Source organism: Nocardioides sp. (assembly GCF_030150155.1).
Taxonomy (GTDB): Bacteria; Actinomycetota; Actinomycetes; order Propionibacteriales; family Nocardioidaceae; genus Nocardioides.
Genome location: NZ_JASLGR010000060.1, coordinates 111,057 through 124,975 on the forward strand (window position 1 = coordinate 111,057; position 13,919 = coordinate 124,975).

15 protein-coding genes and 1 other RNA gene are annotated in these 13,919 nt (G+C 69.4%); 8 read left to right on the forward strand and 8 right to left on the reverse strand.

Annotation, left to right across the window (positions count from 1 at the left end; genetic code table 11):
• Positions 1–20: 20 nt before the first annotated feature.
• Genes Q1V88_RS18615 through Q1V88_RS18625 form a run of 3 tightly spaced genes read right to left on the reverse strand, consistent with a single transcriptional unit; the run spans position 21 to position 1,383 of the window.
• Positions 21–242, reverse strand: a complete 222-nt coding sequence (locus tag Q1V88_RS18615; protein WP_300683277.1) for a hypothetical protein — start codon at positions 240–242, stop codon at positions 21–23.
• A gap of 27 nt (positions 243–269) precedes the next feature.
• Complete coding sequence (locus tag Q1V88_RS18620) at positions 270–995, reverse strand: DNA alkylation repair protein (protein ID WP_300683279.1); 726 nt, start codon at positions 993–995, stop codon at positions 270–272.
• Positions 964–1,383, reverse strand: coding sequence for a tetratricopeptide repeat protein (locus Q1V88_RS18625; protein ID WP_300683281.1), 420 nt, complete (start codon positions 1,381–1,383; stop codon positions 964–966). Before Q1V88_RS18625 ends, Q1V88_RS18620 begins: the two co-directional genes overlap by 32 nt.
• A 141-nt stretch (positions 1,384–1,524) precedes the next feature.
• Here Q1V88_RS18625 and Q1V88_RS18630 point away from each other — a divergent pair, with 141 nt between their 5' ends.
• The 4 genes from Q1V88_RS18630 to Q1V88_RS18645 all read left to right on the forward strand — a co-directional run bounded on the left by Q1V88_RS18630 (position 1,525) and on the right by Q1V88_RS18645 (position 5,861).
• The gene (locus tag Q1V88_RS18630) at positions 1,525–2,895 is read left to right on the forward strand and encodes a trypsin-like serine protease (RefSeq protein ID WP_300683284.1); all 1,371 of its coding nucleotides are present in this window, start codon (positions 1,525–1,527) and stop codon (positions 2,893–2,895) included.
• Positions 2,896–2,922: 27 nt separating this feature from the next.
• An RNA gene (gene rnpB, locus Q1V88_RS18635) (RNase P RNA component class A) lies at positions 2,923–3,307 on the forward strand.
• Between the two features lie 186 nt (positions 3,308–3,493).
• Positions 3,494–5,197 (forward strand): hypothetical protein, encoded by a 1,704-nt coding sequence (locus Q1V88_RS18640; protein ID WP_300683287.1) that lies wholly within the window; start codon positions 3,494–3,496, stop codon positions 5,195–5,197.
• Positions 5,198–5,465: 268 nt separating this feature from the next.
• On the forward strand, positions 5,466–5,861 hold the full coding sequence (locus Q1V88_RS18645) for a hypothetical protein (protein WP_300683289.1): 396 nt from the start codon (positions 5,466–5,468) through the stop codon (positions 5,859–5,861).
• A 24-nt stretch (positions 5,862–5,885) separates the two neighbouring features.
• On the opposite strand, the gene Q1V88_RS18650 is transcribed toward Q1V88_RS18645, so the two are convergent.
• Genes Q1V88_RS18650 through Q1V88_RS18660 form a run of 3 tightly spaced genes read right to left on the reverse strand, consistent with a single transcriptional unit; the run spans position 5,886 to position 9,177 of the window.
• Complete coding sequence (locus tag Q1V88_RS18650; RefSeq protein WP_300683291.1) at positions 5,886–6,914, reverse strand: tetratricopeptide repeat protein; 1,029 nt, start codon at positions 6,912–6,914, stop codon at positions 5,886–5,888.
• Entirely contained in the window at positions 6,911–7,930 is a 1,020-nt protein-coding gene (locus Q1V88_RS18655) for a tetratricopeptide repeat protein (protein WP_300683292.1), read from the reverse strand. The genes Q1V88_RS18650 and Q1V88_RS18655 overlap by 4 nt, the downstream gene beginning before the upstream one ends.
• A complete protein-coding gene (locus Q1V88_RS18660; RefSeq protein ID WP_300683294.1) occupies positions 7,927–9,177 on the reverse strand; it encodes an AAA family ATPase in 1,251 nt (416 codons plus the stop codon). The genes Q1V88_RS18655 and Q1V88_RS18660 overlap by 4 nt, the downstream gene beginning before the upstream one ends.
• Before the next feature lie 41 nt (positions 9,178–9,218).
• On the opposite strand from Q1V88_RS18660, the gene Q1V88_RS18665 reads away from it, so the two are divergent.
• On the forward strand, positions 9,219–9,638 hold the full coding sequence (locus tag Q1V88_RS18665; protein WP_300683296.1) for an NAD-dependent epimerase/dehydratase family protein: 420 nt from the start codon (positions 9,219–9,221) through the stop codon (positions 9,636–9,638).
• Positions 9,639–9,644: 6 nt separating this feature from the next.
• Positions 9,645–10,526: an oxygenase MpaB family protein gene (locus tag Q1V88_RS18670; protein WP_300683298.1), complete on the forward strand. Its 882-nt coding sequence runs from the start codon at positions 9,645–9,647 to the stop codon at positions 10,524–10,526.
• Here the strand turns inward: Q1V88_RS18670 and Q1V88_RS18675 are convergent.
• Together Q1V88_RS18675 and Q1V88_RS18680 are read right to left on the reverse strand one after the other, a co-directional pair.
• Complete coding sequence (locus Q1V88_RS18675) at positions 10,451–10,894, reverse strand: hypothetical protein (RefSeq protein ID WP_300683300.1); 444 nt, start codon at positions 10,892–10,894, stop codon at positions 10,451–10,453. The genes Q1V88_RS18670 and Q1V88_RS18675 overlap by 76 nt on opposite strands.
• The gene (locus Q1V88_RS18680) at positions 10,891–11,751 is read right to left on the reverse strand and encodes a LysR family transcriptional regulator ArgP (protein WP_300683302.1); all 861 of its coding nucleotides are present in this window, start codon (positions 11,749–11,751) and stop codon (positions 10,891–10,893) included. Before Q1V88_RS18680 ends, Q1V88_RS18675 begins: the two co-directional genes overlap by 4 nt.
• An 82-nt stretch (positions 11,752–11,833) precedes the next feature.
• Here Q1V88_RS18680 and Q1V88_RS18685 point away from each other — a divergent pair, with 82 nt between their 5' ends.
• Together Q1V88_RS18685 and Q1V88_RS18690 are read left to right on the forward strand one after the other, a co-directional pair.
• Positions 11,834–12,433: a LysE/ArgO family amino acid transporter gene (locus Q1V88_RS18685; RefSeq protein WP_366914108.1), complete on the forward strand. Its 600-nt coding sequence runs from the start codon at positions 11,834–11,836 to the stop codon at positions 12,431–12,433.
• A gap of 51 nt (positions 12,434–12,484) precedes the next feature.
• Positions 12,485–13,711 carry a serine hydrolase gene (locus Q1V88_RS18690; RefSeq protein WP_300683304.1) on the forward strand — a complete coding sequence of 409 codons (1,227 nt, stop codon included), beginning with the start codon at positions 12,485–12,487 and terminating at the stop codon, positions 13,709–13,711.
• Positions 13,712–13,919 lie beyond the last annotated feature (208 nt).

Here is a 13,919-nt window from a genome sequence, read left to right on the forward strand (position 1 = left end):
CTACGGAAGTCCGGGGCGGGTCAGCCGTTACCGGAGTCGTCGCCGGTGTCGTTCCACTTCGGGTCCGACTCCCACTCCTCGTTGCGCTCGGCGACCTTGTTCAGGGCGTTGGCCGCCTCGGCCTCGGTGGGGTACGGGCCGAGCCGGTCCTTGGCCTTGCAGCCCTCGGGACCCTCGACGGTGTGGTGCTTGAGGCAGAACCAGAACTCCGGCTCGCCCAGACCGTTGTCGTTGTCACTCATGTCCTCAACCTAGCCCCGTGCGGGCGCTCAGGCGAGGTGCTGATGGTGCTTGAGGGCTTCGCGTCGCGACAGCCCCGACAGGTCGGTGCCCCAGCGCTCGACCTGGGCCAGCACCCAGGCCGGGTCGTGCCGGGCCTGGTCGCGCAGCGCCCAGCCGATCGCCTTGCGCAGCCAGAAGGAACGATCGGCGAGGTTGGCCTCGATCGCGTCGAGGAGCAGCGCACGATCGGTCTGCGCCTTGCGTCCTACCTGGCACAGCACCGCGCTGCGGCGCAGCCACAGGTCGTCGTCGCGGGCCCAGGCCCGCATCACCGGGCCGATCTCGTCGGGGTACGCCGCCAGCGCGTCGCGCAACGGGTGGGTCGCGATCACGTCGACGACGTCCCACCAGGCTCCGGTGGTGATCAGGTGGCGCAGCAGCCCGAGAAGCTCGGGGTCCAGCCACCCGCGACCGTGGCGATGGCGCAGCAGCGCGAGAGCGGCGTACCACTCCTCACGGTAGGCGACGTCGTCCCACAGCTCTCGGATCGCCTGCTCCCACCCGGCGCGGGTCGGCGGCTCCCAGTCGGCGAGGATCGGCTTGAGGGTGGCGGCGAGCTCGGGCGAGGTCAGACCCCGGAACGGGGTCTCGGACTTCATGTACGCCTGTTGAGCCACCGCCCGCTCGGGGTCGCCCAGTCCGGCCAGCGTGTGCCAGATCCGGGCGACCACCGGCGTGACGTCAGCGGTTCTCGCCGTCTCGTTCGAGGACACGGGTGACACGGTAGACCGCTGCGGTGTGGTCGTAGTCGTCCGACATCGCCGCAGCGAGCTTGAGGTGTCCCAGAGCCTCGGGCAGGCGCGACTGCCGCTCCAGCACCCGGCCGAGCGCGTGCCGGGCCCAGATGTCGTCGGGGCTCTCCTCGACCAGGGCACGCAGCACCGTCTCGGCAGGGCCGAGCTGGGCGCGCAGCATCAGCGCCCAGGCCTGGAGCTGGCGCAGACCCGAGTTGGTCGGGTCCTCCTCCAGCGCGGGCGTGAGGATGTCGAGCGCCTCGTTGGGGAAGCGGCGCGACAGGAAGTCGTGAGCGGTCCGGTAGGCACGCTCGGGCCCCTGGCCAGGGAAGACGATCGGCGGGGCCTGGAAGTCGAACTCGGTCATGAGATGGGAACCATTCTCAACTCGGAAATGTTCCGCGAGTGCTCGGGAGGGGCGGTCGGGAGTGTCTGCGGGGCCTCCGGGGGCTTCTTGAGGGGCGGACAACGCTGTTCGCGGGCGGTGTGGCGGAGTTAGCGTCGCCCTGTGCTCCCTTCTGTCTCGGAACAGGGTCGGGTGACGCGCGGGTCGACGCGCCTGGCCGCCCGCGTCGCCTCCCTCACCGCCCTCGCGACCCTCGTCGCCCTCACCACCGGTGCCGCACTGGTCGGCGCGGCCGGGCCGGCGCCGGCCGCCGAGAACGGCCCGCGCATCATCGGAGGAAACGAGGTCTCCCCGACCACGTACAGCGCGACGTGGCCGTGGGTGGTGCTGGTCCGGATCCGCACCAGCGCACTGGCCTCGGGCCCATTGGCCACCTTCAGCCAGTGCACCGGGTCGGTGATCGCGCCGCAGCTGGTGCAGACCGCCGCGCACTGCACCGAACGCGCCAGCTCCCCGAATCGGGTGACAGTGCTGGCGGGCTCCCCCGCCACCGCCTCGATGACGTCGGTCGGCACCGTCGACGCGGTGCTCACCGATCCCGCGTACGTCGCCACCGAGGACGACATCAACGCCGTCGGGGACGTCGGGCTGATCCATCTCGCCTCGCCCATCCCGGCCAGCCTGGTGCCGCGGTACGCCGTCCTGGCCCGGCTCGCCCCGGCCGGCATGGTCGCCGCCACCACCCTGGGGTGGGGGAAGACCTCGGGCAGCGCCAGCGCCGCGTCTGCGACCCTGAACTCCGTCGGGGTGTCGGTGCGCCTGACCAGCGCCGGGACGCTGCACAACTCCGGCCCGCGGGGCACCTGCAACGGTGACTCCGGTGGGCCGCTGGTCGCCGGCGGACTGCTGATCGGCTCGACCTCCTACGGCGACGAGGAGTGCGCCAGCGACTCCTTCTACACCGACACCGCCTCGGTCGCCCCGTGGATCATGACGACCGCCGCCGGTCTGTCCGGCACCCCGCCGACGGTGGCCTCCCCGCCCGTGCTGACCGGCACCACCCGGGTGAGCGTGCTCGCCTCGGCCCGGACGCTCACCCTGACGCTGCCGACCCCGACGGCGACCGGCGGGGTCGCCGTCACCTGCTCCCGACCGGCCACCCGGAGGATCAGCGTCCCGTCGCGGACCGTGACCACCTGTCGGGCCCGGACCGGCGGCGGCGTCGGCACGACGTCGTACGTCGTGGCGGCGGCGCGGTCGGCGCGCGCTGTCGCCGTACGCACCCTCGCGGGGCGGCTCGTCGGGTCGGTCCGGGCCGCGACTCCGGTGGCGCTCCGCGCCACAGGATTCGCGGCGCGGAGCAGGGTGAGCGTGGTGTGGGGCCCGTTGCGCACCACCGCGGTGGCCGATGCGCACGGCGTCGTACGACTGCATGTGCGCACGCCGCGAGTGCACGGCACCCGGCTGCTGACCCTGCGTTCAGGAGCCTCGGTGATCCAGGTCCGGGCTCAGTCAGTGCGGATCACCCGGTAGCCACCCGATAGACTGCCCGACGCGTGACGGGCTGGCCGGGCGATCGCGTCGACGTGGGGGCAACCTCACGACGTCGAGGAAAGTCCGGGCTCCACAGGGCAAGGTGATGGCTAACGGCCATCCGGGGAAACCCGCGGGACAGTGCCACAGAGAACAGACCGCCAACCGGCTCCGGCCGGACGGTAAGGGTGAAACGGTGAGGTAAGAGCTCACCAGCGACCTGGGCGACCAGGCCGGCTCGGTAAACCCCACCTGGAGCAAGACCAGACAGTGCTCGTGTCACCCCCGGGTGACGACGGCGGCCCGCCGGAGAGCACGGGTAGGTTGCTGGAGGCCACTGGCAACGGTGGTCCGAGATGGATGATCGCCCCTCCTCGGAGGACAGAACCCGGCTTACAGGCCAGCCCGTCACGCAGGCACCGTCGGCCGACGTGCCCTATCCACGGCAAGCGCGTGGGGGCACTGACGCGCTCGAACTGCGGGGCGGCCCGCCCTCTCCCCTCCAGAAACCAAAATCTTTCTGTTCGCCTGACACGAGGATTCCTCCACGGTAGAAAGAGCCCGTTGAGTATGACCCATACTTGAAGGGACTCCAGCCATGGACGCATTTGTCATCATGCCGATCCGCAAGGAGGGCAGCGAGGAGCACCGCCACTTCCAGACAATCTACTTCGACTACGTCCGCCCCGAACTAGAGAAGGCCGGATATGACGTAACACGGGCCGACGAAGTGGCGAAGGCTGGAGCAATTTCGCGCGACATCGTCGAAAGACTGGCCACTGCGGATCTCGTCGTAGCCGACCTCACGGACCTCAACCCGAATGTGTTCTACGAACTAGGCATTCGTCACGCACTCAGGGCCCACGGAACCCTGATCATACGCGACGAAGACCGGACCCCGGATCTCCCATTCGACCTCGCGTCCTATCGCATCCACACCTACGGCACTTCCTCGATCTCGGCCATCTCGCCCCTCCGGACCGCCATCTCGAACTTCTTGAAAGAGACCACGTCAGAGCCCGAAGAGGGTCGGGTCTCAGAGAATCCGGTCCACGATTGGCTTCCAAGCCTCCCCAGCAACGTCGTCACCGCCACCCTCGGCTCAGAGGAGGGTCAGTTACGAAAAGAACTCGGTCGCACCAAGCGTGAACTATCCAAGTATTCCAAGAAATACGGATTGATCGAGGACAAGAACCAGCCAGCGTCGCCTGGAAAGATCATCAGCGATCTGCTCGGAAAGGCCCGCGAGGGAAAGCTTCCGGTCGATCTCTTCAGGACCGCAATGAATGCCGTCACGGCCCAGGACCGCGTCGGGTTCCTGGAACACGTGGCCCAGATCCTCGACGACGACTCGACCGTGCTCGCCTCGAAGGACTACATCCGGCTCATGAACGGGTCAGACAAGCTCGGCGTTCCGGAAGCACGCATTCCGATCGCACAGGCCGCAGTGCAGGCCTACCCCCACGACACACAGGTTCGCCGGCTGGTTCTCGGCCAATTGGCCCACAGTCACCGGAAGGAGGACCGGGAACGCGCGCGTGAGGAGCTTTTCAAGATCCTCGAGATCTCAGTCTCCTCGGATGGATCCGTCACGATCGGTGCGCCTTTCGATCTGCTCGACGATCATGTCGGAGTTGCACTTGACAGCCTCCACACTGACAACATGAACGACCTAGCCGCGTCGATCACGCTGGAAATGCTTCGAAAGTACCCCAAGAGCGACGTCGCTATTCGCAACTACGCTCGCGCCCAGGAGAGAATCGGCCATCTGCAGATTGATCTCTTCCGCGCTGCAGCCACAGCGCCGGGGGCATCCGATGTTTCGATGATCTGGCTAGGAAACACGTTGCACAACATGCGCCAGCATCGCGATGCACTCGAAAGCTATCTGCTCGCCTGTCGGACTGACGCGTCAGACGCCACGAATTGGACCCGCGCGATCGAGAGCACCTCGAACTGTGTCAGCGAAGGAATCAACGCCTGGGGCGAGCGCGACGCCTCGTGGCCGCTCGAGGTGCTGACGCTCATCGTCAGGGCAGCCATCGCCAGTGGGGTCACCCAGTCCAACATGGATACCATCCAGCGCGCTCTTGAGAAGGTCGGGCTGACCAACCTGCTGAACGGCAACTTTGACCCCTTCCTTCCAACTGGTGGCCTCGCGGAGGAACTGGCGCCATTGCCTGACGCCGAGTTGGCCAGTGGCCGGAGAGAGTTGGCCAATCTTCTGTACGAAATGGTCCAGACAGAACTGACCGACCCGGCCAGGGTGCCGCCGATCCAGATACCCGAGGTTGCCCTCTAGATCCTCCTCCCCCGACCGTGCGCCCTAGCCCTGAGCGCACGGTCGGGGTCTCCGGGCACCGCGGGCGCAGGTGTCCCGCAGGCCGACTACGTCGGCCAGCACGGCAGGTCGTCGACGAGTGACGCCAAGATCACACTCCGAACCCCCGTCGTCCGTTTCTGGGTAGGGCCCGCGCGGCTCGATAATTGAGCCATCCCCCGCCACCTTCGGCTGGCTTTGCCATGCCCGAGAGCACCCATCTCCTCACCCCGGAAAGCAGCTCGCCCTCGTGTCGCCCATCGTCGTTCTCGGCGCCTTCGGAACCCTCTTCTCCACCATCACGATCCTTCCCCACGTCGTCCGTGCGATCCGCACGAAGAAGCCTGGCGGCTCGCCCCTGGCCTGGGCGATGGGAGCCACCGGCGCGGTGGTCTGGCTGGCCTACGGGATCGCGTCCGGCGATCCGCTGGTCGGCGCTCCCGGTGTCGTCACCATCCCTGCCGGCGTACTGCTCACCATCTGGTCCTCCCGCGAAGGCGCCACCCGCGCCGCACCCATCACGATCGCGGCCCTACCGGTCGGTGCGCCGCTCCCGGTTCCGGCCGCGGCCGCGAGCACTCCTCCCGTCGCACCAGCGATGAGCGAGGCCCTGCCGCCGACGCTGGAGATGCCGGCCGTCGCGTGAGCCGTGGCGCCGCTCATGTCCCCATCATGAGCGGCGCCGCCACCAGGGTGCACGCCGCACACTCCACCGCATCCCCATCAGCACCGCAGCGCACACGATCGGTCGTGAGAGCGCGGTGCCGAGGTTGGCGCCATCGGGCGCCAGAGCGACGACGTACGCCGCCGCCAGCCCGGCCAGCGCCAGGAGCATGGTGATGATCGCCACCGGCTCTCGGCGCCACTGCTCTGCCGCAAAGCGTCGGACTCCGCGCGGAACGCCTCGCCCCACCCAGGCGGCGTAGGCGACGGTCACCGCCGTACCCACCAGCGCCGTCACCAGTGACGTGGTCCGCGTGCCGGTCTCGCGGTTCGCGGCGACCGTCGTCGCCAGCACCGTTGCGGAGGCGAGCAGGTACAGCGTCAACGTCACGTTCACCAGCAGCAACCCGAGGTTGCGCCGTGGTACGTCGTCCTGCGGGTCGAACTGGAGGGCGGCGGCGAAGCCGCGTGAGGCTCGCAGCGGGTTGGAGAAGCCACCGAGGACCGTCAGGTTGTTCATCGCGCTGGAGTGCTGTGGGTCCAGCTCGAGTGCCTGCCGGTAGGCGGCTCTGGCCCGCGCCCGCCTGTTGCGCCCCTGGAGCACCACACCCAGGGCATAGTGGGCATCCGCCTGCCCGGGCGCCAATGACACGAGGTGCCGCGCGGCCTCGACGGTACTGGCGCGTGGCCCTCTGGCCGCCATCATCGAACTGACGAGCTGCAGATGACACAGCCACTCGTGCGGCGAGCATCGAACCGCTGCCAGTGCCGCCTCGAGTGACTCCTCGCGGTGGCCCTGCTTGTTCAGCACGCTGGCTCGCAGCCGGTGACCCCATTCATTGTCAGGGGCAAGCGCGACCATCGTGTCGGCGCATCTGATCGCCTCGACCAGAAGCTCCTCCTCGGACAGGCATTGTGCACGGTAGCCGAGCAGCAGCACGTTGTGCGGGTCGTTCGCCAGGTCGGTCTCCGCCACCTCACGCGCCTGCGCCCACCGGTTCAGCTCGACGAGATCACGCACTCGCTCGACGCTCACCGGTGGCTCCGACTGCGCAGGACGACCCAGCGGACTCCGAGGATCACCAGCCCCAGCAGAACGGGGCGCAGAGCGATCGGGGTGATCTGCGGGCCCGCCTCAGCGAAGCAGACCACATAGGCCACCACGACGGCGGCCACCGCGAGCAGCGTGTTCCACTGCGCCGTCCCGGTCTCCTTCCACACCGACCAGGCATAGCGACGGACGCTGCGGGGCACTCCGCGTGCCGTCAGGCCGACGTACCCCACGAGTGCGGCTGTCACACCGACCGCGGCCAGGTAGGTCGGCACACCCGGACCATCGTTGACCTTGACGACGATGCCGGCCGCGATCAGACAGCCCGCGCCGAGCAGGTAGAGCAGCAACGTGAAGTTGAGGACCAGGAGATCGAGGTTCTCCCGGGCCACGCCGATCTGCGGATTGATCCGCAGCGCCGAGGCGAACCCCCGCGAAGCTCCGACGATGCGGTAGACGCCGCGCAGCACGGTCAGGTTGTTGATCGACGCGACGTGCTCGGGGTCGATGGCCAAGGCCCGCTCGTAGGACGCCCGCGCTTCGGCGACCTCGTTCCGCTCAGCCAGGACGACCCCTGTCAGGAAGTGCGTGTCAGGCTCGTTCGGGGCCAGGCTCACCGCCCGCCGTGCCGCGGCCAACGCCTCCACGGAAGGGCCGTTGACCTCCATCTCGGCGTCGGCGTACCGCACCTGGGCGAGCCAGGAGTGGGGCCCACACAGGACGGCCTCACGGGCGGACTCCAGCGCTTCCTCGGGGTGACCGCGGAGCCCCAGGATCTGCGAGCGCAGCCGGTGACCCCATTCCGCCCCCGGCCTGGCCGCGACCATCGCGTCCGCGATGGCCGAAGCGTCCACCAGCGCACCCAGCTCGCACTGGCACAGGCAGGTGTACCCCAGCAGCTCCTCGTTGCCCGGGTCGCTCGCCAACGCCGTTCGTGCCACCTCCAGGGCCTCGGTCCACCGACCGAGCTCGATCAGGTGGCGAACACGGTCGACGCTCACAGACGGCGTCGCTTGCGCAGATAGGCACCGAGCTCGTCGTAGGTACCGTCGTCGTTCGCGAACATGACCACGTTGCGCGCGGTCTCGAACCACGGCCCACCCGAGGGCCGTACGTCGTCCAGGGCCGCCTCCACCTCAGCCTGCCCGATCAGATGCAGATCGCCGCTCTCGGCGGCCTGCATCAGGGCGTTCTCAGCCGCCGCCTCGCAGACGTAGGCGATGTCGGCGCCCGTGTAGCCCTCCGAACGCTTGGCCAACCGGTTGACGTCGATGCCGGCCACCGGCCGGTCGACCAGGTGCAGACGCCAGATCGTCTCCCGCGCCTCCTGATCGGGAGGAAGCACCAGCAGTGTCCGGTCGAAGCGCCCGGGCCTCCGGAGCGCGGGGTCGACGTCCCACGGCGCATTGGTGGCAGCCAGCACGTAGACGCCGTCGTTCTTCGCCTGGACTCCGTCGAGCTCGAGCAGCAGCTGGTTGACGGCCGAGCGCATCCCGTCCGAGGTCAGCGAGCTTCGCTTGTGCCCGATCGCATCGACTTCGTCGAGGAAGAGAACGCAGGGTGCCGACGCGCGCGCCACCTCGAAGAGCTCGTGGACGTTCTTCTCGCTGTTGCCGATGTACATGTCCAGGATGTCGGCCAACGACACCGCAAGGAACCGGGCGCCCATCTCGCCGGCCAGCGCGCGGGCGATGTAGGTCTTCCCGCATCCCGGCGGGCCGTAGAGCATCAGTCCGCCACGCAGCGACTTGCGATACATCGTGCGCAGCTTCTCGTTGCGCAGCGGGGCCAGGAACGCGGCGTTGAGGCGCTTCTTCACCTCGCTCATCCCGCCGACGTCGGCCAGCGTGAGGCCCGCACTCTCGACGTCGTACGCCGACACCTCCGACTCCTCGGCCGTGGAGGTGGCGAACATCGGCGGGAGGATCGGGCCGAGGTCCGACTCGGCCTGATGCCAGTCGTACTCGACCTCGTACTCGTCCACCTCGTCGCGTTCGGACCGCGCTGCCACCGACTCGGTCGCAGTGACCGGGGAGGCCGCAGTGCCGCCGAGCGCCGCAGCCATGAGCGCACCGGCCCGAGCATCGTCAGGCTGCCCCTGCAACAGCACTGCCAGGTGCGCGACGGCCTCCGTTCCTCGCCCAGCCGCCACCAGGAGCTCAGCCAGGTGAAGGCGCACAGGCGCGTTGTCGGGATCCGCCTCGACGGCCCGGACCAGACCGGTGATCAGCGGGTCATCGTCAGTCATGTTCCGCATCCTAGGGGCCATCAGCGGGCTAGGTTCTCCTTATGACGCCCCGCCCCCACGCCGTCGTCGCCGGCTGGAACGGCTTCATCGGTCAGCGCCTGGTCACCGATCTGACCGCGCGTGGCTATGACGTCGCGCGGGTGGGTCGCAGCGGCCCGGAGGGGCGCTGGGACGACCAGGCCACGCTCAACCGCCTGGTCGACGGTGCCGAGCTGGTGATCAACCTGGCCGGGAAGAACGTCGGCTGCCGCTACACCGACGCCAACCGGGACGAGATCCTGCGCTCGCGGGTGGAGACCACCCGCCAGGTCCACGACGCGATCGCTGCGGCGGGCGCTCCGCCAAGGCTGTGGATCAACGCCAGCACCGCGACGATCTACCGCTATGCGCTGGACCGCCCGCAGACCGAGGCTGACGAGGAGTATGGCAGCGACTTCTCCGTCGGCACATCACGGAGATGAGGTTCGATGTCCCACCGTTTCGTCAACCGCGACCGTATCGAGGCGCTCGATCCTGAGCGCGACGCACGGGACATCTACGCGCTGAGCGCCACCGAGGACTTCCCCTGGGACTACGCCCAGGCCCTCGGCCTGGCGCTGTTCCGCACCTACGCCGTGCCGAGCATCGGCGAGCTGCTGGCACGCACCGGTGAGTTCACCGAGCGCACCCAGAAGCGGTACGACGACACCGTGCTGCTGATGGACGCCGCCCTGGAGCACGGCATAGACCAGGAGCGCGGTCGTGCCGCCGTACGCCGGATCAACCAGATGCACCGGGCGTACGGCATCGCCAACGAGGACCTGCTCTACGTGCTGTGCACGTTCATCGTGGTGCCGATCCGCTGGATCGACACCTGGGGCTGGCGGCCGAGCACCCGCAACGAGCGGGAGGCCAGCGCGCACCTGTACGCCGAGATGGGCCGGCACATGGGGATCCACTTCGAGCAGCGCTCCTACGACGACTTCGCGACGTTCATGGACGCCTACGAGCGCGACCACTTCGCCCCGACGGCGGGCGGCCACGACGTCGCCACCGCGACCCTGCGCCTGCTGACCACGTTCCGTCCGTTCGTCGCGCTGCCGGCGACCGTGGCGACCCGGTTGAGCTGCGCCCTGCTCGACGAGCCGCTGCTGCACGCCCTCGACCTGCCCGTCCCGACCGCCGTCGAGCAGCTCCTCGTCCGCCGCGGGATGCGGCTCCGGGCCCAGATCGAGCGGCTGATGCCGCCGCGCCGCTCCCCGAAGCGGGCGCGTGACCTGACCAGCGTGCGCGGCTACCCGCGCGCGGGGCGCGACTCGCTGCCGCTGGAGGAGATGGGGACGTTCCCCTGCCAGCGCGTCCACGAGTAACGCAGCGCGACCAGGGAGAAGACCAAGGTCAGCGTGACGATGCACGCCTCGACGACACCGCCGCCGCCCTTGGCGAAGATGCCGTGCTCGAGGTCGTAGAGCACGTCCATGCCGAAGAGATACAGCCCGGCCGAGCCCGCGCACGCCACCCAGAACGTCGCCGCCGCACGCCCGCGCCACAGCGCGACGAAGGCCAGCAGGCAGGCGATCCCGAGCCACCCGTCGGCCAGCGGGAAGGCATTCTCGAACTGGTAGTACGCCTCACGATGCTCACTGGCCAGCCAGTCGCGGTGGGTGAACCAGATCGCCCAGTAGGCGACGTCGATCGCCATCGCGATCGCGAACATCCACAGCAGAAGACGTCTCACGTTCCGGAGCGTAGACCCGCCCGTGCCGCCGCGTGCACCGATTCACCGACCCTGCGCAGCGTCGCCGACTCCAGCCGCCACCGTTGCCACCACAGCGGTACGTCGACCCGCCCGCGGCCCAGTCGGACCAGCTCCCCCGACGCCAGCCCCGCTGCCGCCTGCGGCTCGGGGAGCAGGGCCCAGCCGAGCCCGAGGCGGACCGCCTCGGCGAAGTCGTCGGAGGTCGGCACCCGGTGCACCACTGCGGGCGGGTCGACGTCGATGCCGGCGAGGAACTCGTGCTGCAGGGTGTCCTTCTCGTTGAAGATCACCAGCGGGCGCCGCGACCAGGGCAGGGCCGCGATCCGGGGCGTGCCGGTGGCGACGTACCGCAGCGTCCCGAGCGGCTCGGCCGAACAGCCCTGGACGGGGTGCGGGTCGGAGGTGACGGCGGCCAGCACCTCGCCGCGGCGGAGCAGGTCGGCGGAGTGTGCCTGGTCCTCGACGTGGAGCCGCAGGGCTACCGAGCCCCAGCCGGCGACGTCGCGCAGGACGGGTCGGAACCAGGTGGCCAGCGAGTCGGCGTTGACCGCGACGCGGGCCTCGACGGCAGCCGAGGTGGCGCCGTCGAGCTCGCGGCGGGCCTCGTCGACGAGCAGCCGCAGCTGGCGTCCGAGCCGGACCAGAGCGGCACCGGCCTCGGTGATCCCCGCCGGTGACGAACGCACCACGAGCACCTGACCGGCGGCGGCCTCCAGGGCGCGGATCCGTTGGCTGACGGCGCTCGGGGTCACCTGCAGGTCGCGCGCGGCGGCCTCGAAGCTGCCCAGGTCGGCGATGGCGACGAGGGCGGCGAGCTGGCCGGGGTCGGGCTCCATGGCGTCCAGTTAAGCACTGCTACAGATCCTTGAGAAACATTCGTTGGCCTTCTGGGCCGGGGCAGCCCTAGCCTCGATCCCCGTGACCGCCGTCGTACCGGGCCTGCTGACCGGCCTCTCCCTGATCATCGCCATCGGCGCGCAGAACGCGTTCGTGCTGCGCCAGGGGCTGCGCCGCGACCGGATCGGGCTCGTGGTCGCGATCTGCATGGCCTCCGACATCGTGCTCATCGCCGCCGGGGTCGCCGGGATCGGCACCCTGGTCGACCACGCCGGCTGGCTCCTGGACGCCGTCCGGTGGCTCGGCGTCGCCTTCCTGACCTGGTACGGCGTCACCGCACTGCGCCGCGCCGCGCGCCCCGAGGCCCTCACCGCCGCCGACCGGCCCGCCAGCTCGGGCCGCCGCGTCGCCGCCACGTCCCTCGCCCTGACCTGGCTCAACCCGCACGTCTACCTCGACACGGTCCTCCTGCTCGGCTCGATCGCGAACACGCACGGGGCGACCGGTCGGTGGTGGTTCGCGCTGGGCGCGGGGCTGGGCAGCGTGCTCTGGTTCACCGTGCTGGGCTACGGGGCGCGGCAGGCGGCTCCGCTCCTGGCGCGCCCCGGGGCGTGGAGGGTGATGGACGTGGCGATCGGATTAATCGTTTTAGGAATAGCGCTCCGACTGGTGTTCAGCTGACCCCTCGATGGTGCAGGATCTGCTCACCAGTCCAGGTGAGGAGCAGTGAAGATGGTCGAGAACACCCCCGTCACCACGGTGCAGCCGAGCCGACCTCGGCGTACGCGACGACGGCGGCTGCGCCGGTTCGGGATCGGCCTGCTCATCGCCGTGGTCCTGCTGGGCGGGGGCTCGATCCTGGCCACCCGGCTGGCCCACCTGCCCTCCCCCGTGATGCTCGCCAAGCTCGAGCTCACCGCACCGTCGCGCCAGGGTGACCTCTTCCCGGCACGCACGCTGCCGGCCTCCGGCACACCGGTGGAGTTCGGCTCCGGGAGCGCGGCGCTCCCCGACGACGTACCGTGGAAGGGCCGACGCGTCTCCCTCGACGACTTCCTCAGCACCACCCACAGCAAGGCCCTGGTGGTGCTGCGCGACGGCAGGCTGGTGCAGGAGTGGTACGCCGCCGGCGTCACGCCCCAGACCCGGATGAGCTCCTGGTCGGTGGCGAAGTCGGTCGTCTCCCTGATGATCGGGCAGGCGATCGGTCGGGGCGACCTCGCCGAGACCGACCGGCTCGTCGACCTCGTCCCGGCGCTGCGCTCGGGCAACCGCTACGACGACATCACGGTCCGTGACCTGCTCGACATGACGGCCGGGGTCGACGTGTCGGAGAACTACAACGCGTACTGGCCCTTCACCGGCACCGCCCGGATGTTCCTCACCACCGACCTGCCCGGCTTCCTCGGGGAGCACCGCCGGGTGACGTTCGAGCCGGGCTCGCGGGGCGACTACCTGAGCGTCAACACGCAGCTGCTCGGCACCATCCTGGCTGCGGTGGAGAAGCGACCGCTGGCCGAGCTCGCCTCGGACTGGATCTGGAGCCCGAGCGGCGCCCAGTCCTCGGCGACCTGGAACCTGGACCGCGACCACGGCACCGAGAAGTCCTTCTGCTGTCTCAACGCCACCGCCCTGGACTTCGCCCACATCGGCCAGCTCGTCCTCGACGGCGGCAAGGTCGGCGACACCCAGGTCGTTCCCGCAGCCTGGATCACCCGCCTGGCCACCCCGGCGGCCCACCAGGTCAGCGACTGGGGCTACTCGGCGCAGTGGTGGCACGCACCGGGCGGACGGAGCAACGACTACTCCGCGATCGGGATCTACGGGCAGTACATCTACGTCAACCCCACCACCCGCACCGTCGTGGTCAAGCTCAGCGACCACGGCACGGAGCAGGACGAGCAGGAGACCATCGACGTGCTCCGCACGCTGGCGGGTGAGGATCCGACCCTCCCCTAGCCGAGATCCGGGTTCACCACCGCCGAGATCCGGGTTCACCACCGCGCTCCACCATCGGCACCAGGTTCTGAGTTCCTAAGGAACGTCAAGCCACCTGGACGCTCGTAGGCTTGGTGTTGGCGGGCCGAGATGTTGGAGCGCTTTGCGACTTCTGTGACTCTCGGTCCGCCGCCTGCTTGCGTCGTTCGTGCATGCGCTTGTGTCGCAC

Excerpts from the sequence above, each read along its gene's own strand:
- Q1V88_RS18615 (WP_300683277.1), bottom strand. The coding sequence starts at position 242 with ATGAGTGACAACGACAACGGTCTGGGCGAGCCGGAGTTCTGGTTCTGC.
- Q1V88_RS18625 (WP_300683281.1), bottom strand. The coding sequence starts at position 1,383 with ATGACCGAGTTCGACTTCCAGGCCCCGCCGATCGTCTTCCCTGGCCAG.
- Q1V88_RS18640 (WP_300683287.1), top strand. The coding sequence starts at position 3,494 with ATGGACGCATTTGTCATCATGCCGATCCGCAAGGAGGGCAGCGAGGAG.
- Q1V88_RS18660 (WP_300683294.1), bottom strand. The coding sequence starts at position 9,177 with ATGACTGACGATGACCCGCTGATCACCGGTCTGGTCCGGGCCGTCGAG.
- Q1V88_RS18665 (WP_300683296.1), top strand. The coding sequence starts at position 9,219 with ATGACGCCCCGCCCCCACGCCGTCGTCGCCGGCTGGAACGGCTTCATC.
- Q1V88_RS18670 (WP_300683298.1), top strand. The coding sequence starts at position 9,645 with ATGTCCCACCGTTTCGTCAACCGCGACCGTATCGAGGCGCTCGATCCT.
- Q1V88_RS18680 (WP_300683302.1), bottom strand. The coding sequence starts at position 11,751 with ATGGAGCCCGACCCCGGCCAGCTCGCCGCCCTCGTCGCCATCGCCGAC.
- Q1V88_RS18690 (WP_300683304.1), top strand. The coding sequence starts at position 12,485 with ATGGTCGAGAACACCCCCGTCACCACGGTGCAGCCGAGCCGACCTCGG.